This window comes from Oceanobacillus kapialis, from assembly GCF_044790185.1.
GTDB classification, from domain to species: Bacteria; Bacillota; Bacilli; order Bacillales; family Amphibacillaceae; genus Oceanobacillus_B; species Oceanobacillus_B kapialis.
On sequence record NZ_CP085256.1, the window covers coordinates 2442924 to 2464134 of the forward strand.

Here is a 21211-nt window from a genome sequence, read left to right on the forward strand (position 1 = left end):
AACCAAAGCTAAATAAGTTCAAAGACACCAGCTGCACCCATGCCACCACCAATACACATGGTAACAACACCAAATTGGATGTTTTCTCGTTTCATTTCATGAATAAGACTTAAGGTTAGCTTCGTCCCTGTCATTCCAAGCGGATGACCTAACGCAATAGCACCACCATTTACATTTACCTTGTTCACATCAAGGTCAAGCGCATGGATTACTCTAACAGCCTGTGCCGCAAAAGCTTCATTTAGTTCGTATAATCCGATATCAGAAAGCTCTAAGCCTGCCTGTTTTACTGCTTTAGGTATAGCTTCTACCGGCCCTACTCCCATAATTTCCGGTTCAACTCCGGCAACTGCAAACGAACGAAATTTCACAAGTGGTGACAGACCTTCTGCCTGTGCCTTTTCCCTATCCATGACAAGAACAGACGCGGCGCCATCACTCATTTGCGATGAATTCCCTGCTGTTACAGATCCTTTTACATGAAAGGCAGGTCGCAGTTTTGCAAGCACTTCTGTTGTAGTACCTGGTCTTACACCCTCATCCATTTCAAAAATATGCTTCCTTTCTTCAACCTTATTTTGTTTGTTGAAGACTCTTTTTGCTATTTCTACGGGTACAATCTCTTCGAAAAACTTTCCATTTTGAATGGCGTTCGCTGCACGCTCATGACTTCTTACAGCGAAAGCATCCTGTTCTTCCCTGGAAATATGGAACCGATTTGCTACTTCCTCCGCCGTATGGCCCATTCCCATATAGTATCCCGGAGCTTCCTTGACCAGTTTTGTATTCGGTTTAATGACATGACCACCCATTGGTATAAGGCTCATTGATTCTGCCCCACCAGCAATAATCGCCTCACTTGCTCCAAGCATGATGCGTTCAGCAGCATATGCAATACTTTGAAGACCCGATGAGCAATACCTGTTCACCGTAATACCAGGTACATCATGTTTAAGGCCTGCCAATCCTGCTATATTACGAGCCATATTCATCCCTTGTTCTGCTTCTGGCATCGCACAACCTATAATCACATCGTCTATTGGCCCATCATAATTACCAGCTCGTTTTAGCGTCTCCCTGATTGTTAAAGCTGCCAGGTCGTCTGGACGACTTTCAGCTAGAGAACCTTTATGTGCTTTTCCCACAGGAGTACGAGCCCCTGCTACAATAACTGCTTCCTTCACACTGTTTCCCCCTCTACATTAATTGCGTAACGGCTTGCCTTTCACTAACATGTGTTGCATTCTTTGTTGGGTTAATGGCTCCCCAATCAAGCTGAGAAATGCCTCTCTTTCCAGGTCAAGGATCGCTTGTTCGTCTACTAATGTTCCTTCTTTTATACGTCCGCCAGATAATACATATGCTAGTTTCTCGGCTATTTTCAGGTCATGTTTAGAAGCATAACCACTCCTTTGCAGGTTCTGAGCACCTAAAAGCATAGCACCATAACCCGCATCCCCAACGACTGGTATTTTTTCAGGTAGAGGAGCTTGATAGCCTGCACGTGCTAACACAAGAACCTTTTCTTTCGCGTCATGTAAAAGATGATCAGCGTTTGCACTGATAGCGTCCTTGCGGTCTAGGAACCCATTCTCTCTTGCTTCAGCAGCTGATTTGGATACCGTAGCCATCGCTACTTTTTCAAACACATCGTTTGCCACCTTGGTTAAATCAAACTTAACTCCTTGTGGAAGATTACGTAATTGCTTCAAGTACAATTCTTTTGTTCCACCACCACCAGGAATAAGGCCAACCCCAAATTCTACTAGTCCGATATAAGTCTCGGGTGAAGCTTGCATGGCGGCTGCCGGGAGAGATACTTCTGCTCCACCGCCAAGAACCATATTAAATGGTGCAGCAACAACTGGCTTGGAAGCATACTTTATACGCATGGCCATGCTTTGGAATTGCCTAACCACTATGTCTAGTTCCATAAAATTGTCATCCTGTGCTTCCATGAGCATCATTGCAAGATTAGCACCAACACAGAAGTTCTTTCCTTGGTTACCGATGACAAGCCCTTCATAATTTCTTTCTGTTTCTTCTAGCGCAAAGTTCATCATCTGGATAATATCAAGACCAATGGCATTACCTTGCGAGTGAAATTCTAGCCCTGCGACTCCATCTCCTAAATCTATTAAACTAGCACCAGTATTCTTTTTAATAACACCATTTTTCTCTTTCAAGCTCTTTAAATGAATTTCTTTTTTATTAAACTCCTGCTGTTTATAGTCACCTTGATAGTAGAAATAGAAGGATCCATTCTCTTGCTTATAAAAGGATGAAACACCTTGAGCCAGCATGTTCTCTACCCATTCCGGAATGTCTTCTCCTTCCTGCTTCATTCTGTTTACTGCAACTTCTACTCCGATTGCGTCCCATGTTTCAAATGGTCCTAATTCCCAACCAAAGCCCCATTTCATTGCCTGGTCTATGGATAACACATCGTCCGCTATCTCACCGCACAGTTTAGCAGAGTATAAGAGAACTGGTTTTATAACAGACCAAACAAGATCGCCTGCTCTATCTCCCTCAGCGTTTACAAGCGCTTTCAATTTCCTGCGGGTTCCTTTTTCCTGCTTAGCCATTTCCATAGCAGGTGACTTTAACTTTCTGCGTTCCTCATACTCAAGTGTTTCTGTATTTAATTCAAGAATTTCGCTGCCATCCTGCCCCTTTTTCTTGAGGAAAAATCCTTGTCCAGACTTGGCACCAAGCCACCCCTTATCTAACATCTTTTTCATAAAGTCAGGAACGTCGAATACTTCACGTTCTTCACCTTCTACTTGATCATATACATTTTTAGCAACGTGAAAAAATGTATCCAGTCCTACGACATCTAATGTACGGAAGGTGGCGCTTTTTGGCCGACCAATCATCGGTCCTGTAACAGAATCGACCTCCCCAATACTATAGTCGCCCTCCAGCATTTTTCGTACGGTGATAAGTAATCCATAGGTTCCAATCCTATTTGCAATAAAATTTGGCGTATCTTTGGCCTCAACGACACCTTTTCCTAACACATCTTCACTAAATTTTTTCATATAGGTGAGGATGGCTGGGTCTGTATGCTTGGTTGGAATAATCTCCAATAATTTTAAGTATCGAGGCGGGTTGAAAAAGTGAGTGCCTAGGAAATGCTGTTTAAAGCTATCCGAGCAATCCTCCGCCATTCTTTCCACAGAAATACCCGAGGTGTTGGAACTTACTATACTATTCTGTTTGCGAACCTTGTCAATCTGGGAAAATACCTTTTTCTTAACTGCAAGGTTTTCCACCACCACTTCCACAATCCAATCAACTTCTGCCAATCTTTCCATATCATCTTCCAAGTTACCAACTTCAATTAATTCCAAGTTCTTTTTAGTAGTATGTGGAGCAGGTTTTTGCTTCAATAACGCTTTTTTACTTTGTGAGGCTATCCTATTGCGCACCGTCTTATCTTCTAGTGTTAGCCCTTTCGCCTCTTCTTCTTTTGTTAATTCCTTTGGCACGATATCGAGCATCATTGTGTGGATACCGCAATTTGCCAAGTGGGCAGCAATTCCTGATCCCATTACTCCTGAACCTAAAACAGCTGCTCGCTTGATAGATTGTTTCATAATATCTCCCCCATCAGGTTTGAATGAACACTCATTCATTTTTGTGGCTAAAAATAAAGATAGCTACCTATCCATCTACATACAACTATATAGGATATTCTGATAATTCGCAAGAGAAAAAAGAATCCACTTGATTCGTTCTTATTCCTTCATAAACACCCTTCACCTACTCGGATTCTCTAGGTTCCCTGGTTCTCCTTGTGAGAGAACACAGGGCTATATGGATTTATTTCTTAAAAACTCCTTTTAAAACAAACATAACATTAGCAGGGCGTTCAGCTAGGCGACGCATATTATATCCATACCAATCTTTGCCATAAGGAACATACACACGCATGGTATATCCTTCTTCTAATAATTTCTTTTGAAGATCAAGCCGTATGCCGTAAAGCATTTGAAATTCAAACTGGTCTCTCGACAATTGATGTTCTTTTTCAAGTTCCTTTACATACGCTATAATTTCTTCATCATGTGTAGCTACAGCTGTATAGTTTCCTAAAAGAATATTTTGCTTAATTATTTTTTTGTACGTCTCGTCAACATCTTTTTTGTTGGGATATGCGACCTCAGGTGACTCTTTATAGGCGCCTTTTACAAGACGCAGGTATGGGTTATACGTGTTTAAGTCTTCAATATCCTCTTCCACGCGGTAAAGATATGCTTGAAGAACCGTACCTAAATTCTCGTATTTTTGTTTTAACTCTTTGAATATACGAATCGTTTTTTCATAGCGCTCATAATCTTCCATATCAATGGTGACCGTAACATTGTGTTCTTTCCCTGCCTCAAGAATCCGATGCATATTTTCCATCACCAATTCATGTGAGATATCCAATCCCATCGAAGTAAGTTTTAAAGAAAGTTGGGAGTCTAATTTTTGATTAGCGATAGTGTGAATAGCATGAATGCATTCCTCTGCTGATTCTCTAGCTTCTCGCTCATTATCGACAAATTCCCCAAGATGGTCGACAGTCACAACATAGCCGTCTTGATTGATCTCTTTAATTTTCTTTGCTGCACTATCAATGTCTCTACCTGCAACAAAACGAGCAGCACCAAAGCGTAGCCCGTATTTCTTCGCTAATTTTGTTAGCGTTTTATTTTTTGATAAAAATAAAAAGAAGTTTCGCATAAGCTGTTCCAAGCTGATTACCCCCAAATAAAAAATATTTTTCTCTTGTTAAGATTAAGACTATTTTACCATCTTTTGTCGTATTTCGTATATAGTTTGTTATTTTTAACTTTGCTAGCTTCATAAGAAGAAAGGGCTGCCTCCATTGAGGATCAGCCCTATAGCATATTTAATAGATACATATAGAAGAAATCTCTATGTTTAAGCTACCACGCGATAGCCTTCTGCTTCAATTGCGTGACGCATATCTGCAATGGTAACTTCTACATTGTCATAAATGACGTCAACCGTTCCCGTGTTTACATGAACCTCTACACCAGTTACGCCATTTAGTGATTCCAAGGCATGCTTTACCTTTTCCTCACATTTCTCGCCTGTCATTCCTTGTACTTCAAGTGTTGTTTGCATGTGAGTGCCTCCTTTATTCCTTACTTTAGATGTAACCTATTTTTCTTTCTATAAAACATATAAAGTGAAACTTCATTTGGAGGTTCCCTCTCTCTCCCCACCAAATAGTAGTTGAACGAATTGGAACATTACTGGCGGTAGGCGGAATAAAACCCAAAACGTAATCATTCTTATTTACATTTTGCAGTACTTCATATAAAATAAGAAGAGAAATTATTGAAGAAGCACCATTTTCATTTTATGTTATAGTATAGGTTGCCTCGTGCTCAGAAGGGAAATACTATGAGACAAGGCAATGTACAAACCTGAATAGTAAAAGAAAGAAGGAATAGCATGAACAATTTAGTTGTTCGAATGCAAAATATATCATATGCCTATGAGCAAAAGAATGTACTAACAGATATAAATTTTTCCATTCCTAAAGGAGCCTTTATGGGGCTTATTGGACCAAACGGTGGTGGTAAAACAACTCTGATAAAACTACTACTTGGGCTCATTGACCCTGATAAAGGCTCCATCGATTTATTGCAACAACCGAGAGACAAATTTAAGGACTGGAATAAGATTGGCTTTGTTTCTCAAAAGGCAAATTCTTTTAACAAAGGATTTCCCGCTACCGTATTTGAGGTAGTCTCAATGGGGTTAACTGCAAAGGTTGGGTACTTGAAGTTTTTTAATAAAAAACACAAGGAAAAGATCCTATCCACCATTGACCAGGTAGGCATGCTTGATTATGCCCATGAAAACATCGGTAACCTATCTGGTGGTCAGCAGCAACGTGTATTTATTGCAAGAGCGCTTGTAAATAACCCTGAGCTACTCATACTTGATGAGCCGACAGTTGGAGTGGATTATGAGAACGTGCAACGGTTTTATGAGCTTCTCCATGAATTAAATACAAAGTATGGCATTACTTTACTCCTTGTAACACATGACACTGGAACGATGACCGAGCATGCAACCGATATTGCTTGTTTAAATACAACCCTTCATTTTCATGGAAATTCGGAGGAATATAAATCACTATCAGAAAAAGATCTATCAAAGCTTTACGGACATCCCGTGAACCTTGTAACACACGATCGCTAATGGAGGAAAGAAAATGCTAGCTGATTTTTTTGAATATGAATTTTTACGAAACACTTTTTTAACTGGTATTCTAATAGGCATCATCGCACCATTGCTAGGCACCTTCATTGTGGTTAGACGACTTTCACTCCTTGCTGATGCCCTATCACATGTTACATTAGCAGGTATTGCGTTCGGTTTATTTCTCGACAAAAAATTTGCTATCGGGATAACACCTCTCTATGGAGGGATGGGTTTTTCCGTTATCGGATCTATTTTTATCGAAAAGCTGCGTGGTGTATATCATGCTTATCAAGAGCTGGCAATTCCTATTATTTTATCTGGGGGAGTCGGACTTAGTCTTATTTTTATCTCTTTAGCTGATGGCTTTAACACGGAACTATTTAGTTATTTATTTGGTTCTGTATCAGCTGTAAGCAGGCAGGATTTCTTATCGATCATAGGTATTACGATCTTTATAGTGCTGATTATTACCCTTTTCTATAAAGAATTAGTGACTCTATCATTCGATGAGGAGCACGCAAAAATATCAGGCATCCATGCTAAACGAATTCACTTATTATTCATTGTGCTTACCGCCCTTGTTATTGCTGCTTCTATCCGTATCGTAGGGGTATTACTCGTTTCAGCACTAATGACTCTCCCTGTCGCAGCAAGCATGCGATTAGCTAGAGGATTTAAGCAAATGATGTTTTTATCTATTGTTTTTGGCGAAATAGCTGTTATCATAGGATTAATATCAGGTTATTATTTAAATATTCCACCTGGCGGAACGATTGTAATGGTTGCCATTATTATTTTACTCTTATCTATTGCTTGGAAACGAATAACATGGAAGCCTAAGAAAGTGAGTGAAGCCTAATGAGTATAGAAGAAGCGATACAGATTTTAAAACAGCAGGGCTATAAAACGACTGGAAAACGAAAAGATATTCTTGCCTTTTTCTCTAAAGCTGATGGTTACAGAACAGCGAAAGAGCTTATTAAGCATTTAGAAGAAAGATACAATGGGATTAGTTTTGATACGGTTTACCGGAATCTCCATCTATATAATGATGTGGGGATCCTCGAAACAACGGAATTAAATGGAGAAAAGCATTTTAGATTCAATTGTACGGATCATCATCACCATCATTTTATTTGTAAGGATTGTGGAAGAACCAAAGAAATTTCCGTATGTCCTATGGATGCTGTGCACGCTGCTTTAAATAATTATGAAATTGAAGGTCACAAGTTTGAAATCTATGGCCTTTGCCCTGCTTGTAAGTAGTATGAAAGCAATGAAGTTGAAAATGATGGTGAGTATTGGAATAGGCGGAATGCTGGGAGCAGTTGGACGATATGCAATTTCTCTTACATTTCTTGCGGAGCCAACTTTCCCTTATCCAACTCTTATTGCCAATTTAATAGGGTGTTTCTTGCTTAGTTTTCTATTGCATACAAAGCTTATAAAAAGACATGTAACTCCAATTATTCTCAACGCATTTACAGTTGGAATGATTGGAGCTTTTACTACTTTTTCAACGCTTGCGTTAGAAACCATTACTTTATGGCGTAATCTACCAATTCTTGCAGCTGTTTATGTATTTATAAGTATAACCGCTGGCATAGCCTGCTGCTTCCTCGGTGTAAAACTTGCCTATCGATTGGAGCGATCCACTATATGATGGTAGCAGTTGCTTTTGGCGGTTTCTTCGGAAGTATTCTCCGCTATGCGATTGGACAATATGTAACGAAACGGTTTGCTGGGACCTGGATTGTTAACGTCCTCGGTTCGATGCTGCTTGCGTTTTTATTTCACGAGCATGAACAAGGAAACATTACGGATCAGATATGGTCTTTCGCAGGAATCGGGTTTTGTGGAGCATTTACCACTTTCTCTACTTTTAGCAATGACGTGTTACAGTTCATGATGGAGAAACACTATAAAAAGGCTTTATTTTATATAGTAAGCTCCCTGTTCGTCTCTATAGCTTCAGCTGCTGTCATTCTATATTTTCTTAATTAAATGGAAGTAGAGCATATTTTTACATAATAGAATAGCCAGGCAATTTCTCGGTTCACTACGAAACATCGAGAAAACACCTGGCTTTTTTATAAAATGATTTTTCATCTTCTATTAAAATTTATTGATTTTTACCTAAACACTTCTTCTAATACTTTAGATTCTTCGTGATCAAGCATGTTTTTTTGAACTACCTTTTCAACAGGCTTATTTAATTGCTCTGTTAGTGCATTGGCAGGATCTGGCTCCCCGACAACGAATATTTTTTCCCAACCATGGTCTTTTGCACGCTTATCAAGCTTAGGTGCAATCTGTTTGTACCAACGTTGCTTGTTAGCGTTGAATCGGGCTTTAAAGTCATCTTTTTGATTATTTTCACCTTGTATTTGTCTAGGTCCTTTCTTAATTCGCCAATCATTTGTATTTATATCAAGCTCATAGGAATCCGTATCCTCAATTTCATTTAAATAAGCTTCAATAACTTTAATTTCATCCTGCTGCACAAGAACGATACCCGATTTAGGGTAAGTTTCTGTCAATTCACGTAACTGCGTCAGTTCAGGAGTTTCCTGCCAGAAAAACTCGGTTTTCATCCGCATTTGCACACGGTCGGCGAACCACACTTCCTCGTCAGCAGTAGCTATAATGATAACACTTCTTAAAAATTCCTGTTCGTTTCCTTTTACAAACTTTTCTACCTTCTGTTTAACTAGTTGAAAGTTCTTACGTTCTTCTTTATCGCCCGATTCCTCTAAATATTGCTCAAAGTTGCGTAGGCCATTTTTAAAATGAATTTTCCATTCTCCACCCTGCTGTTCCGGATCAGATGGGTCTGTATTTAGATACATTGTAAATACTTTATTTTGTCCTTCTCTTCTCACATTCTCAAGCTTTTCAATTTCTTTATTATAATCCATCTACTATCGGCACTCCTTTATAAATTAGTCCTATTCTTAGTACTGTTTAACCCTAAGTTGCGTCAGATAAACATATATCCAAAAAAGTGACGATAATCGTATGGATGAGGTACTAAATGCCTGTAGTATAGTAAAGGCAAACGATAAAGAGGGCAAGACATAACTTGTCCCCCCTCTTTAAACAAAGCATTTCTATTGGCCATGATCTAAACGCAAGTCAACTTGTTTAATGGCATTGCGCAGTTTTATTACATCATCTTCATTTACCTGCTCGATTTCCCCGTACCTCACCATCTGATAGACTTCTAAATCTGCATTAATTTCTATCCTATTTAACCATTCTTCCAGGGTCTCATAATGCTTTCTTCCCTTGTTATTTTTTTTCGCTTCTCTTTCAAACTGGTAAACTAATTTTCTTACAGGATGCTTCGGTTTGTTAAGCCATCTATTAAAACGTCTAGTTTTTCCAAACTCCATTCCCTCGTTATTATCTATTTCACTATAAGTTATATTGGGATTAGCTTCTTGCTCCTCAGCTGGTTTATGAAATCGCCTTTTCCAGTAAACCACGAATAATATGATTATGAAGATGACTAGTGTAATCCCGGCGGCTACAACAAGGTAAGGCGTTATTTGTTCAATCGTAGAGGTGTCCTCTAGTTCGTTCCAAAAACCGTCCCCTGTTTGCATGTCATTTTGTTGCTCTGGCCATTCATGTTCAGGTACTTGAATAAACTGCAACAGGTTCGAAAACCAGCTTGCCGATCCACCGAGAAACGATATAATTCCAAAGAAAAGGCCAGATATAGCCCACCGAATGATATCGTATGTAAAATAAATAAAAATCGCACCTGCAATTAAAATAGCAATAAATACGGGAATTAATTTTTTATCCACCTGTTTTCTTTCTTTCTTAGATAGTGCTCCAAGATGACTCCAAAGAAAGCCAATTACGTTTATTAAAATAACGAGAAAGGGTAAAAGCATTGCTTTTATATCCGGCACTACCACACCAATTACCACCATTAACATTAACGTAATGAGTATATAGCTGCTTTCCCTGCTAATAATGTCTTCTTTGCGTATCATGATATATCGCCATACAAAAAAAACGCTGAACAACACAGAGTAAAATAGCGGATAATCGAGGAAATAAAATACACCTGCCATTATGGGAGCTATTGCCATATAAACAACATAATTTGTAATATACATCGTCATTAAACTAAACAATACACATGTTATTAATAAAATTGTAAGGTAGCTCCAATACGGAACCCACATGTGACGATGGTGTAAAAAAGGAAGTAACACCATAAATAGTATTAGTGCTTCACTTAAAAAATGGTAAGCATAACGAGTGACAGCATGACTATTTAGCACTTGCTAGCACCTCCCGTCCTATTTGCCTTACCATGGAAGCTCCCTCAGCATATGGCACATGGAACACAGTAAAATTCTTTTTCTCCCAATTTTTTAAGATAGTTAACGTTTCTTCTGTTAGCTCTCCAATAATGATGCATGTTTTCTGATTTGTAAGTTGGTGTCCAATGTTAAAGAGCATTTTGTCAAAAGGAAAAACCAGGGATTGTTTATGAATTCTGGCAAGCATCTCTAATGCTGTTGCATAATGTTTTTTTCCTTCTCCCTCACCTATATGAAGAACAGGAATCTTACCAGGTCTTCTGCTATTGATAAAGACCTCAAATGGGATATCCTTTTCAGTAGCCACCTTACACAAATATGCGGTATAGGAGAGCAGTGTTTCCATGTTTTGATTGGTTTGCACCATATCCTGGAGCTTAGATTTCCCTATGTTTACTAGGAACACAAAGGATTGATCGATCTCCCGCTCATATACATTTGTCTGAAGTTGTTGGGTTTTGACAGAAGCATTCCAATTAATTCTGTGAAAAGGATCACTATAATGATATTCTCTAGTCCCTAATGGACTTTGTATATCTTCAAATGGAGAATAAGGAAACCTTCCTTTACCAGGCAACATTTTAAAGATAGCTTCGGCCCCTTTTACCTCTATTAGCTTCGGAAAGACTACAAATTCCGTACGATAAATTGGTGTATATTTAATCATAGCCACACTAAAATGAAACAAATGAGGAAAATAGTAGCGAATATGATGAACCTTTGCTACACCCCGTTGCTTAGCAACAATAGGGATGTTTAAATGGGTTTTACGTTTACGCAAGATGGACAACGGTATTTTAAATTGACGCCAATACGCCTTTTCATTGATCGTATGTTCATATGCTTGTACCGCCGGACCCATTTGTAGCTCTAAATTACCGTTAATCATCGGGAATACAGAGTGGTTCTCAAGATCTAATGTTAGATTGGATGTTTCATCAGGAAATAACTTAATTGTCCTTCTTGGATTCTCTAAGGCTACCTTTTTGCCGATTTCACGATCATACCATCTGAATACAATTAAATAGGCGATAAACAAACCGACTCCTAAAAAAGATAGACTATTTTGTAGAAAGACACCTAATAATGTTAAAAGCACAATCGCTACGAGCGCATAATCATAGCCAGCTTTCCCCTCTATTAAATGGTCTCGTTGCCACATCATTCCACAACTGCTCCTTCTTCAACTGGAACTTGCGTGGCGTGAATAATCTCTTTCACAACGTCCTTTGCCGTTTTTTTAATTGAGCCTTCCATTGATAGAATAAGACGATGCTCAAACACAAAAGGGACAAGCGTTTTAATATCCTGTGGTGTCACATAATTTCTGTTTTTCATAAAAGCATAAGCTTGACTCGCTCGCATTAATGCGAGCATCCCACGTGGACTAATACCAAGCTCTACGTCAGCATGTTCTCTTGACGTATGTACCAGTGCCAGTAAATAATCTGCCACAACGTCAGAAATGGTTACTAGTTGAATTTGATCTTGTAATTCTCGTACATTCTCGATAGATAAAGAAGCCTCTACAGCATCATATGGATCCGTTCTTCTATATGTATTTAAAATTCTCTTTTCTTCCTCGATAGAAGGATACCCTAAATCTAGTTTAAATAGGAATCGATCTAGCTGAGCTTCAGGCAATGGAAATGTTCCATAGTTACTTTCTACGGGATTTTGGGTTGCAATAACAACAAATGGGGAATTAATTTTAATAGTTTCTCCATCAACAGTAGTTTGCTTTTCCTCCATCGCCTCAAGTAAGCTTGATTGTGTTTTTGGCGTGGCACGGTTAATTTCGTCAGCAAGTAACACATTCGTAGCAATTGGTCCTATGCGTAATTCAAATTCCTGCTCTTTTGGGTTAAAAAAACGTATTCCTGTAATATCACTAGGTAACACATCTGGAGTAAACTGCACGCGACTAAATGCCCCATCCATCACCTTAGCAAAACTTTTGGCAAGCTTTGTTTTCCCGGTCCCAGGAACACTTTCCAGTAAAACATGACCTTGAGCAAGAAGCGCAACAAATAACAAATCAACAACCTCTTCTTTTCCGTAAATTACTTTATTTACATCTTCCCTTGCTCTGATTAATTGATCCATCCTATTTTTCCCCCTAAATCATAGTTAAATTTCTTTTATCCTAGTATAACGTATTTAAGTGGAAATCGGTGTCAAAAATCTGAAAAAATAGCATATTTAAACTTTTTAAAGATGATGTTCTTTCTATTAAAAACAGCCAAAAGATTTATTAATCCTCCGGCTGTTGTCAACTTTCTCTTTAAATGCTCCTATAATTTCTCATCAAAGGTTCCTTCTGATACAAAGCTTTCTACTTCGTTTCTGTTGGATGGTACTTCTCTATTTTGATAAGCTTCTTCCAGGCTTTCTTTCTCTCCTTGATAACCAAGTGCCACAATCGCGTGTACTTGATAAGCATCAGGAATAGCTAATACATCTTTTGCTTTCTCTTTATTAAAGCCACCCATTGCATGTGTGATTAAGCCTTTTCGAGCAGCTTCCAATGCTAGAAAGCCCCAAGCTGTTCCTGTATCAAAGGCATGGGCAGGGTTATTTCCCCCAAAGCGTTCTTCTTTTACCTTTGAGATAATGGCAATTAAGACAGGGGCATTTTTACACCATGCTACATTGCCCTCATTTATAAATGATAAGAACTTTTCTTTGTCACTTTCGTCAGAAGCAAAGACAAATCTCCAAGGCTGAACATTTGCAGCAGAAGGAGCCCACCTAGCAGCTTCAAATAAACTATTAAGCGTTTCTTGTGATACTTTTTGATCTGAAAAAGCTCTAGGTGACCATCGCTTTATGTAAATAGGATCAATGGAATAAGAAGCTTTTCTAAATTGATTAACATCTGTCATAGACTGTTGCCTCCATTTATAATTTATGTCTCTCTTATTATATCGCTATTCAATTTGGGATAAAAAATATCTGCTCGTAAAAGGTTTATCAAATGGTAGATAGGGTAATAATTAGTATAAGTAGAAAGCTATTATTCTAATTTTCAACACAAAAAAATCCACCCCGTAGGATGGATTTTTGAAAATTAATTTACACGACGTACATGACCAGCAAAAGTATCTTTCCAGTAGCCGCTTGTCATATCTGCAACTGCTAGACCAGTAGAACTTTGGGCTCCGATGAATTTCCCGTTTCCAAGGTAAATTCCAACATGTCCGTTTGTTTTATACGTATTAAAGAAAACAAGATCTCCAGGCTGCGCTTGGCTGTAAGATACACTTGTTCCTACACCTTGCAAAGCAGATGTGCTGGATGGAATGGAGATTCCAGCTTGAGCGAAAGCCCATGATACAAATCCTGAACAATCAAATCCAGGGTTTGGTGATTTTCCGCCCCATACATATGGACGTCCAAGATACTGATATCCTGCATTTATTGCAGTGCTTATGTTGCCATTTCCTTTAACTGTTGAAGTGGATTTCTTTTCACTACTTAAAGTTGATAGGTTTCCACCATTAGATTCACTACCGCTATCGGAATTACTAGTTTCTTGTGATGTTTGTACGACTACAGGAGCAGTTGCATCCTCGATGCTTTGTTTCACATCACGTTCTAATGAAGCCAAGTCACTATCTTTTACTTGTAACTCCTCTTTCATCGTAACGAGTTCTTCCTTCTTATCTTTTAAAGATGCTTTCTTCTCTTTGTTAGCTTCTTTTTGGTCCTTGATAAGTGCTAGCATACCTTCTAGCTCTACTTTCATTTCTTTCAATTCATCTAGTTTTGTAACAACTTCTTCTTTTTTCTTTTCTACAGCTTTTTTATCAGCCTCTTGTTTTTCCATTAACTTTGTATCTGATTCAGTGATTTTGTTTACTGCACTCACACGGTTAATGAAATCTCCAAAACTTTTAGCACCGAAAACTACTTCAAGATAGCTAATATCTCCGCCACTTTTTTGGAAGGATTTAACACGCTCTTTTAGAATTTCGTAGCGCTCCTCAATCGCATCTTCCAGTACTGCAATTTCGTCTTCCAATTCGGATACTTTTTCTTTTGTTGCTTCAATATCTTTTTCTGTGCTATTCATTTTTTCTTCGTTCTTAGCCATTGCCTCGTTATTACGTTCAATCTCTTTGTTTAGCTCTTCTAAATCTATCAATACATCTGCAATCTTGCTTTCAGCTTCTGATAGATCTGCTTTAATTTCTTCACGATCTTCTTGAATCTGAGATTGCTTGTCTTTTAAGACATCAACGGACTCTGCATGGGCATCTGTACTGAAAAATGCACTACCTAAACCAACAACAGCCACTGTGGATATTGTCATTACTGTCTTTTTCAACTTTCTTCCCCGCTTCCCTATCACATATGCGTTTACTAAACTTGTTATGTAGCAGTGATGTGAAAATATATTCATTTTCTATGTAAGTTACTATCTTAGGTAATTCGAAGTATAACACCTGAAAGTTTCAAGCGTGTTAGAGAAATATTACAATTATATTTCAAATGTGACATGAAAGGACCTTTTCTATAGTTATATATGGGCCCAACCCTAATAAAACAACAGTTTCCTACATTTTTTCGTGCAATACTTACAGCAACTTTTTTATTCAGAATCTATTAAAATTTACATTGACTATACTAGAAAGATAGTCTCTTTCTACTACATTTCTATTCCACTTATTGGTTATGTTAGAATAAGGATAGGACTTATAGCGATCGTGCAATGCTTTTGGAGGAAGTTAAAATGAAAAAGTTACATTTTGTAGGCAGCCGTGTCGTAAAAACAGGAGTTGCTATTTTTATTACTGCATTAATTTGTCAGTGGTTAAATTGGCCAGCAGTGTTCGCTGTTATTACAGCCATCGTTACCATTGAACCTACTGTTTCGGATTCCATAAAAAAGGGGCTAGTTAGGTTTCCAGCCTCTGCAATTGGGTCTGCTTATGCAGTCCTTTTCATTTCCTTGTTTGGAAATTCACCTCTTACTTACACTCTAGCAGCCATGTTTACCATCGTTACCTGTTTTCGTCTCAAACTTTACGCAGGTTTACTAGTAGCTACGCTTACTGCGGTAGCTATGATTGAAGTCATACACAGTAACTATTTCATATCGTTTCTGATTCGTCTTGGTACAACGTCCATTGGATTGATTGTTTCCACGCTTGTAAACATGTTTATTCTACCACCTGATTACACTAAAAATATATCGAATAGTATACAACGTATGGCCTATCAAACCGGAATTGCAATTGAGGAAGTATTTTCAACTATACTAGAGGGAAATAGTAATGAAGAAAATGAAAAAAATAGAAAAGTTGACCAGCTGGACGATGCAATTCACCAGGCTGAAACCCTCGTTCGTTTTCAAAAAGAAGAAGCGAAATTTCATCCACTTGTCGGAAAGGAAAAAAGTGAATTCCAGCATATGCAAAAACAGCTCGTCAATCTTAAGCTAATTCATTATCATGTCGATAATTTGATTAATACTCCGCTAACAAGCTTGTCATGGACGAATGATGAACGAGCGATTATCTTATATTCTGTGAAGGAACTTGCTGAGGGGCTTAAGGACGCTCGTCATTATAAGGCTGACAAGCATGCACAACACTTGAGACAGCTTACAGAAATTTTTTGGGAGGATAATGAAGAAATTACAAGGGGCAATCAAAACCATCCTACTAGCTTTCCACCTGAATTAATCATTTTATATGAACTTGTCTCCATTTATAATCAGGTTGACCGCTATTATGCTATAAAATAGAAAAAACAAAAGCGAACCTAGGGGACCGTGGTATCGCTTTTTTACTTTATAAGATCGTGTTTAAACGCATAAATAACAGCCTGGGTGCGGTCCTGTACTTCAAGTTTGCTTAAAATATTACTGACATGAACTTTAACGGTCTTTAGCGCAATAAACAATTCTTCGGCAATCTCTTGGTTTGTTTTTCCTTGGGAAATTAATAATAAAATTTCTTTTTCTCTAACGGTAAGTTGGGTATGCAATGGCTCTTCTTTCTTTGTACGCATCTTATTCATAATCTTTCCCGTCACTTCTGGTTCAAGAATGGATTGGCCTTCAAAAGTAGATCGAATTGCCTTTGCTATTTCACTCGCTTTGGACGTTTTCAGCATGTAACTTGTTGCGCCAGCTTCCAGTGCAGGGTATACCTTCTCATCGTCCAGAAAGCTTGTAACAATGATGATTTTTGCTTCAGGCCATTGCTCGATTATATTCCGGGTTGCTTCTATGCCATCCATCTCCTTCATGACAAGATCCATTAGAATAATATCTGGCCTTAATTCAAGGGCTTGCTCGACCGCTTCGGTGCCGTCTGCTGCTTCTGCAACAACGTCAATATCAGGCTGTGCACTTAAATAGGCAGCGACGCCAATTCGGACCATTTCATGATCATCTGCAAATAATACACTAATCATTTCCCTCACCTACCCTTCTTAAGTTAGGCACCTTAACTTCCATCCTTGTGCCTTCTCCTGGAACACTCACTATTTTAAATGTTCCTCCAACCTCTAAAGCACGTTCTTGCATATTTTGTAGTCCATAGGAATTTGTTTTTCTTGTGTTCATATCAAATCCAACTCCATTGTCAACAACTCTTAGAATAACAGTCTGCTCTCTCTCAATCATCATCACTTGCAGTGAGCTTGCTTCCGCATGTCGCAATGTATTGGAAATGGACTCCTGAAGAATACGGAATAATTGATCTTCTACCCCTTTTTCCACTTCAAACGCTTCTACCTTCCACTCGATGTCCAATGGTACTTTTTGAAGGAGTTCAACGAGTAACTCTTCCACACCCTCTTGTAAGGATTTACCTTTTAAAGCAACAGGCCGTAAATGCAGAAGCAATGCGCGCATTTCTAACTGTGATTGGTGTATCATTTTCTCAACAAGTTGCAGCTGCTTGCTGTTTTCACCTTCTATGTTCGATTCATTAATAGCCGACATCATCATCGATGCAGCAAATAACTGTTGACTTACAGAGTCATGCAGCTCTCTAGCTAAACGATTCCTTTCTTGAACGACAATTTCTTGGAGACTCTGTTCTCTCTCTTGCGCTCGCTCCGTTGCCAGTTTTTGAGCATGCTCTGCTTGGCTTTTTATTTTCTCTTGTATTTGATGCATATATTGCTCAATTGTCTCCAGCTCATTATATGACTCTAAAGGTGTTGACGTCTTCTGTCCCTTAGCAATTTCAAGTAATTGTTTTTCAATCCGATTTAAACGCTGTTTCCAATAAACAGCTGTCACAATACCTGTAATTAATGCCATTGTAACGGTAAGCACGAACGCAGCTAGCAAGAAGGACACATCACCAATCTTCATTTCAAAAACAGAAAGCCAATCCTCCACAAACGTAACTATAGTTAAAGCAATCATGCTAATGGAAAGCAAAAAGCTATACAACACTGCCGTAAAAATATGTCTCGCAATCGTGTTCATATTCTTACCACCTCAATGTCTCCAGAGAAGATTGAGGTTATAACCTTAACCCTTGTCACCGCTGTATCATAATGCGCTGTTTGGTATATGATAGAATGGTTCATTAATTTCCAGTCTGTTTCTCCAAATACATATGCCCTTCCAAAAACAGAGCTGTGATGAAGACTGACTTCTACCTCATAGGGAACAAAGATTTGAATGTTCCCTATGGCATGTCTAATAGAAATGATTGCTGTATCATTTGGTAATACCGTATTACTAAGATCAACAATACGGTCTCCAAATCCACCATGAATATTTATATCTTGCCATCCATATGCCATATCATTTGTTTGCTGGTCCCCAAATAGCTGATGGGTAAATAGTGGTTTAATCCTTGTCACTACTTCATCAGTTGCAGCACGATTTCTCATACTGTCTGGCACCACATGCATTGGTTCTTTTTTTGATTTGTAGTAATTAATAATAAACAAGATGATGAGCGCAATAAGTAAAAACCTTACTGCCATTAAATTCAGTATGGAAAGTACAAGGCTTATTACCCCTATCCAAAAAACTACCTTTCCCCACAATCGATAGTACTTGCGCCAACCAAAATAGATAATTAACGCTGAAAAAATTGCTGGAATGATGGTACCCCCAAAGAAAAAAGCAATCTCAAAGATAAGAAGGATTCCTCCGATGATCAATATCCAGTTCAATGTATCTGTTGAAAACTTTTTATGCACGGAATCCCACCTTCCTTGTGTTCTCTACTTAAACGAGGAGAGCAGACGCCTTCCCCTGCGCCTGCTATTATACCATTATTTAATTTGTTTCGGCAGTTTGCTCTCTCATCTCTTTTTCCAGCCTAGCTATCTTACTGTCAAATGTACTTCTATAGTAAGAACTATTTACTTTATACTCCAGATTCTCAATATACTGTTCCATTTCAGCAAATTTGGAGAATGGCTTTTCAGATGTCGCTTCCACCACTTTATTCATTTGATGATTAGCTCGTGCGACATTCTCTCTTCCCATTAGCTCCATTCTGCGTAAATGCATATCTTTCAATTTATGCTTCATTTCTTCATATTTTTGCTCCAAAGTTTCCAGCTGTTCCACTGCTTCTTCACGTGAAACTTTCATACGGTCTGCCCTTGCTCGGTAATCTTCGTACTCCTTTATTGCAAAAGCATGCATTTGTTCTTCCTTCGCTTTTTCAGCAACACCTGCCTGTTTTAGCCTTTTATCCGCCATATCCTGTGCTTTATGATATTCACGTGTAAACTCTTCTTTTAATTGATATTGCCTGTCAACCAATCTTCTTACCTTTTCTTTTTCCTGCTCACTTTGTCGTAAATACTGGTTTAACGCTGCAATTGGATTTTTTTGTTCCTTCTTATCCATCATCGTGTGAAGATCTGCTGATATGGATTCTTTTATCCGAGAAAATAAACTTGACATGCACAACTACACTCCTTTTTTAATATTGGTTTATTTCAGCCCATTGTCGTTCAAAATTTTTAAATGGATCATCATCTTCCATTACCTCTACCACTGACTCATTCTTTTCCTGCTTCCAGCTACGGTAAATGATATACAATACATAAGCTGCTAAAAGCCCAATAACAGCAAATACGTTAGAGAATGTAACACTTAGTACTAGTAAACCTAATACTACCCAACCTATTTTACCTGCCGTTGAATCACTTTTCACAAACTGCTTAAAGATGACATACAACAGCCAAACACTAATCCCGAGTAAAATCATTGGTCCAATGTTTGCTAACAATACCAAGAGAGCAATCAGCCCACCCGTAAACAACATAAATTTCTTCATCTCTTGTTTCCTCCTTTCTATGTTTAACGTACTTTAAGCTTACTAAGGAAACAGCTTTTCCGTAACGAGCTTAGGCCATATCTTTTTATACGCCTTAAGTCTTAGTTGTGATAAGACTTCTAAAGGTTTTTTTAATTAGATGTCGAATATATTTTTTAGTAGAGGAGGAAAACAGATGAAAGCTTTATTTGTTATTGATGTGCAAAATGGCATTGTAGAAAATGGGGAGTTTAACGAGGAACTTAACAAAATGAATGAGATTATAGAGGATTGTAAGAAGCGAAAAGAACCCGTTATTTTCTTTCAACATTTAGACGAAGAACGGGAGAGTCCTTTGTACGAGAAATCTCACGGGGCCGACTTACATGACTCCCTTGCAGAATATGCTGACTATGTTGTCGCCAAACGAACGCCAAGTGGCTTCTATGAAACAGAGCTGGAGGATATTTTAGAGGATTTGGAAATTGAGCAAGTTGTCATTACAGGCTTCAACACAGAGTTCTGTTGCTTATTTACTGCCATCGCTGCGTTTGACCGAGGATATGAGGTGACCTTTATCGAAGATGCAACAGGAACAGTAAATAACGGAGACACATACGAAATGAAGGACTTAGATATAAGAGACTTCATTGGAACGGTACTCCACTGGTCTGACATGATAGAAGTACTTGATTACGAAGAATACATGGATTTATAAGAACTTATGAGTCTTTATGTAGCAAAAAACAGCACCTGTTTAACGGTGCTGTTTTCTCTTTTTCAAATATAAATAAAAAAGCACAACAACTACAACAGCAAGTATTACATAGACAATTGACGAATAAACACTCATATATTGGGTTATTTCATTCCAGGATTCCCCAAGTATAACTCCAATCGTAATTAAAATACTGTTCCAAATAAGTGTACCGATCACTGTAAAAAGCATAAATCGTCCAAATTTCATGTTTGACATACCTGCAGGGATTGAAATTAAACTACGGACTACGGGAACCATTCTACCTACTAATACCGCCCAATAGCCATATTTATCAAACCAAGCATCAGCTTTATGTATGTCCGCCACTTTAATCCTTAGAATTCGCCCCCATCGCTTCGTGAGTTTTTCCAGTTGTTCCACATCAAGCAGCGTTCCAATCCAGTATAAAACCACAGCACCAATTAAGGAACCTACCGTGGCTGCAAGTACTACCCCCCATACCGTAATACTAGTATAGGTGGTTAAAAATCCACCGAAAGGCAATACAATCTCTGATGGAATTGGCGGAAATAAGTTCTCAAGTGCCATCATAAAAAGGATGCCCAAATAGCCAAATTGCTCCATTATTTCTGTTACCCAATTCTGCATAACATCCTCCA

General features: G+C 38.4%; 23 protein-coding genes. 7 read left to right on the top strand and 16 right to left on the bottom strand.

The features are described from left to right. Positions 1–8: 8 nt before the first annotated feature. The 4 genes from LG273_RS12765 to LG273_RS12780 form a co-directional block, all read right to left on the bottom strand. Positions 9–1184: an acetyl-CoA C-acetyltransferase gene (locus LG273_RS12765; protein WP_379561801.1), complete on the bottom strand. Its 1176-nt coding sequence runs from the start codon at positions 1182–1184 to the stop codon at positions 9–11. 18 nt (positions 1185–1202) lie between these two features. After that, a complete protein-coding gene (locus tag LG273_RS12770; RefSeq protein ID WP_404454121.1) occupies positions 1203–3602 on the bottom strand; it encodes a 3-hydroxyacyl-CoA dehydrogenase NAD-binding domain-containing protein in 2400 nt (799 codons plus the stop codon). Between the two features lie 226 nt (positions 3603–3828). After that, entirely contained in the window at positions 3829–4746 is a 918-nt protein-coding gene (locus tag LG273_RS12775; protein WP_404454124.1) for a proline dehydrogenase family protein, read from the bottom strand. A 189-nt stretch (positions 4747–4935) separates the two neighbouring features. Then, positions 4936–5142, bottom strand: coding sequence for a cation transporter (locus LG273_RS12780; RefSeq protein WP_379561804.1), 207 nt, complete (start codon positions 5140–5142; stop codon positions 4936–4938). Between the two features lie 333 nt (positions 5143–5475). Here LG273_RS12780 and LG273_RS12785 point away from each other — a divergent pair, with 333 nt between their 5' ends. From LG273_RS12785 to LG273_RS12805, 5 genes are read left to right on the top strand one after another with little or no spacing between them, the layout of a single operon-like run. Then, positions 5476–6231 (top strand): metal ABC transporter ATP-binding protein, encoded by a 756-nt coding sequence (locus LG273_RS12785; RefSeq protein WP_404454128.1) that lies wholly within the window; start codon positions 5476–5478, stop codon positions 6229–6231. A gap of 13 nt (positions 6232–6244) precedes the next feature. Further along, entirely contained in the window at positions 6245–7093 is an 849-nt protein-coding gene (locus LG273_RS12790) for a metal ABC transporter permease (RefSeq protein WP_379561806.1), read from the top strand. Then, entirely contained in the window at positions 7093–7500 is a 408-nt protein-coding gene (locus tag LG273_RS12795) for a Fur family transcriptional regulator (RefSeq protein WP_379561807.1), read from the top strand. Before LG273_RS12790 ends, LG273_RS12795 begins: the two co-directional genes overlap by 1 nt. 1 nt (position 7501) lies before the next feature. Beyond that, positions 7502–7897, top strand: a complete 396-nt coding sequence (locus LG273_RS12800; RefSeq protein WP_404454132.1) for a fluoride efflux transporter FluC — start codon at positions 7502–7504, stop codon at positions 7895–7897. Beyond that, complete coding sequence (locus LG273_RS12805) at positions 7894–8238, top strand: fluoride efflux transporter FluC (protein ID WP_404454134.1); 345 nt, start codon at positions 7894–7896, stop codon at positions 8236–8238. The genes LG273_RS12800 and LG273_RS12805 overlap by 4 nt, the downstream gene beginning before the upstream one ends. Before the next feature lie 128 nt (positions 8239–8366). On the opposite strand, the gene LG273_RS12810 is transcribed toward LG273_RS12805, so the two are convergent. The 6 genes from LG273_RS12810 to LG273_RS12835 all read right to left on the bottom strand — a co-directional run bounded on the left by LG273_RS12810 (position 8367) and on the right by LG273_RS12835 (position 14907). Further along, the gene (locus LG273_RS12810; protein ID WP_404454136.1) at positions 8367–9152 is read right to left on the bottom strand and encodes a VLRF1 family aeRF1-type release factor; all 786 of its coding nucleotides are present in this window, start codon (positions 9150–9152) and stop codon (positions 8367–8369) included. A 192-nt stretch (positions 9153–9344) separates the two neighbouring features. Beyond that, positions 9345–10535: a hypothetical protein gene (locus LG273_RS12815; protein WP_404454138.1), complete on the bottom strand. Its 1191-nt coding sequence runs from the start codon at positions 10533–10535 to the stop codon at positions 9345–9347. Next, positions 10525–11742, bottom strand: a complete 1218-nt coding sequence (locus LG273_RS12820) for a DUF58 domain-containing protein (RefSeq protein ID WP_404454141.1) — start codon at positions 11740–11742, stop codon at positions 10525–10527. The genes LG273_RS12815 and LG273_RS12820 overlap by 11 nt, the downstream gene beginning before the upstream one ends. Continuing rightward, positions 11739–12683 (bottom strand): AAA family ATPase, encoded by a 945-nt coding sequence (locus tag LG273_RS12825; protein ID WP_404454143.1) that lies wholly within the window; start codon positions 12681–12683, stop codon positions 11739–11741. Before LG273_RS12825 ends, LG273_RS12820 begins: the two co-directional genes overlap by 4 nt. Before the next feature lie 188 nt (positions 12684–12871). Then, on the bottom strand, positions 12872–13462 hold the full coding sequence (locus tag LG273_RS12830; protein ID WP_404454145.1) for a nitroreductase family protein: 591 nt from the start codon (positions 13460–13462) through the stop codon (positions 12872–12874). A gap of 185 nt (positions 13463–13647) precedes the next feature. Beyond that, entirely contained in the window at positions 13648–14907 is a 1260-nt protein-coding gene (locus tag LG273_RS12835) for an NlpC/P60 family protein (protein WP_404454147.1), read from the bottom strand. Positions 14908–15312: 405 nt separating this feature from the next. Here LG273_RS12835 and LG273_RS12840 point away from each other — a divergent pair, with 405 nt between their 5' ends. Beyond that, on the top strand, positions 15313–16329 hold the full coding sequence (locus LG273_RS12840; protein ID WP_404454150.1) for an aromatic acid exporter family protein: 1017 nt from the start codon (positions 15313–15315) through the stop codon (positions 16327–16329). 41 nt (positions 16330–16370) lie between these two features. Here LG273_RS12840 and LG273_RS12845 read toward each other — a convergent pair whose 3' ends face one another. The 5 genes from LG273_RS12845 to LG273_RS12865 all read right to left on the bottom strand — a co-directional run bounded on the left by LG273_RS12845 (position 16371) and on the right by LG273_RS12865 (position 19852). Further along, on the bottom strand, positions 16371–17003 hold the full coding sequence (locus LG273_RS12845; RefSeq protein WP_404454152.1) for a response regulator: 633 nt from the start codon (positions 17001–17003) through the stop codon (positions 16371–16373). Then, positions 16996–18030: a sensor histidine kinase gene (locus tag LG273_RS12850; protein ID WP_404454154.1), complete on the bottom strand. Its 1035-nt coding sequence runs from the start codon at positions 18028–18030 to the stop codon at positions 16996–16998. The genes LG273_RS12845 and LG273_RS12850 overlap by 8 nt, the downstream gene beginning before the upstream one ends. Further along, positions 18027–18758 carry a cell wall-active antibiotics response protein LiaF gene (gene liaF / locus LG273_RS12855; RefSeq protein WP_404454156.1) on the bottom strand — a complete coding sequence of 244 codons (732 nt, stop codon included), beginning with the start codon at positions 18756–18758 and terminating at the stop codon, positions 18027–18029. The genes LG273_RS12850 and liaF overlap by 4 nt, the downstream gene beginning before the upstream one ends. A gap of 79 nt (positions 18759–18837) precedes the next feature. Next, positions 18838–19476, bottom strand: coding sequence for a PspA/IM30 family protein (locus LG273_RS12860; protein ID WP_404454158.1), 639 nt, complete (start codon positions 19474–19476; stop codon positions 18838–18840). A gap of 19 nt (positions 19477–19495) precedes the next feature. Next, positions 19496–19852 carry a flagellar basal body rod protein gene (locus LG273_RS12865; RefSeq protein ID WP_404454161.1) on the bottom strand — a complete coding sequence of 119 codons (357 nt, stop codon included), beginning with the start codon at positions 19850–19852 and terminating at the stop codon, positions 19496–19498. Between the two features lie 175 nt (positions 19853–20027). On the opposite strand from LG273_RS12865, the gene LG273_RS12870 reads away from it, so the two are divergent. Further along, the gene (locus LG273_RS12870) at positions 20028–20549 is read left to right on the top strand and encodes a cysteine hydrolase family protein (protein WP_404454164.1); all 522 of its coding nucleotides are present in this window, start codon (positions 20028–20030) and stop codon (positions 20547–20549) included. Between the two features lie 39 nt (positions 20550–20588). On the opposite strand, the gene LG273_RS12875 is transcribed toward LG273_RS12870, so the two are convergent. After that, positions 20589–21200, bottom strand: coding sequence for a DedA family protein (locus LG273_RS12875; protein WP_379561824.1), 612 nt, complete (start codon positions 21198–21200; stop codon positions 20589–20591). Positions 21201–21211 lie beyond the last annotated feature (11 nt).

Bases quoted from the DNA above. Each gene is read 5' to 3' on its own strand.
- LG273_RS12770 (WP_404454121.1), bottom strand. From the start codon at position 3,602: ATGAAACAATCTATCAAGCGAGCAGCTGTTTTAGGTTCAGGAGTAATG.
- LG273_RS12780 (WP_379561804.1), bottom strand. From the start codon at position 5,142: ATGCAAACAACACTTGAAGTACAAGGAATGACAGGCGAGAAATGTGAG.
- LG273_RS12785 (WP_404454128.1), top strand. From the start codon at position 5,476: ATGAACAATTTAGTTGTTCGAATGCAAAATATATCATATGCCTATGAG.
- LG273_RS12790 (WP_379561806.1), top strand. From the start codon at position 6,245: ATGCTAGCTGATTTTTTTGAATATGAATTTTTACGAAACACTTTTTTA.
- LG273_RS12795 (WP_379561807.1), top strand. From the start codon at position 7,093: ATGAGTATAGAAGAAGCGATACAGATTTTAAAACAGCAGGGCTATAAA.
- LG273_RS12800 (WP_404454132.1), top strand. From the start codon at position 7,502: ATGAAAGCAATGAAGTTGAAAATGATGGTGAGTATTGGAATAGGCGGA.
- LG273_RS12805 (WP_404454134.1), top strand. From the start codon at position 7,894: ATGATGGTAGCAGTTGCTTTTGGCGGTTTCTTCGGAAGTATTCTCCGC.
- LG273_RS12810 (WP_404454136.1), bottom strand. From the start codon at position 9,152: ATGGATTATAATAAAGAAATTGAAAAGCTTGAGAATGTGAGAAGAGAA.
- LG273_RS12820 (WP_404454141.1), bottom strand. From the start codon at position 11,742: ATGATGTGGCAACGAGACCATTTAATAGAGGGGAAAGCTGGCTATGAT.
- LG273_RS12825 (WP_404454143.1), bottom strand. From the start codon at position 12,683: ATGGATCAATTAATCAGAGCAAGGGAAGATGTAAATAAAGTAATTTAC.
- LG273_RS12830 (WP_404454145.1), bottom strand. From the start codon at position 13,462: ATGACAGATGTTAATCAATTTAGAAAAGCTTCTTATTCCATTGATCCT.
- LG273_RS12840 (WP_404454150.1), top strand. From the start codon at position 15,313: ATGAAAAAGTTACATTTTGTAGGCAGCCGTGTCGTAAAAACAGGAGTT.
- LG273_RS12845 (WP_404454152.1), bottom strand. From the start codon at position 17,003: ATGATTAGTGTATTATTTGCAGATGATCATGAAATGGTCCGAATTGGC.
- LG273_RS12850 (WP_404454154.1), bottom strand. From the start codon at position 18,030: ATGAACACGATTGCGAGACATATTTTTACGGCAGTGTTGTATAGCTTT.
- LG273_RS12860 (WP_404454158.1), bottom strand. From the start codon at position 19,476: ATGTCAAGTTTATTTTCTCGGATAAAAGAATCCATATCAGCAGATCTT.
- LG273_RS12865 (WP_404454161.1), bottom strand. From the start codon at position 19,852: ATGAAGAAATTTATGTTGTTTACGGGTGGGCTGATTGCTCTCTTGGTA.
- LG273_RS12870 (WP_404454164.1), top strand. From the start codon at position 20,028: ATGAAAGCTTTATTTGTTATTGATGTGCAAAATGGCATTGTAGAAAAT.
- LG273_RS12875 (WP_379561824.1), bottom strand. From the start codon at position 21,200: ATGCAGAATTGGGTAACAGAAATAATGGAGCAATTTGGCTATTTGGGC.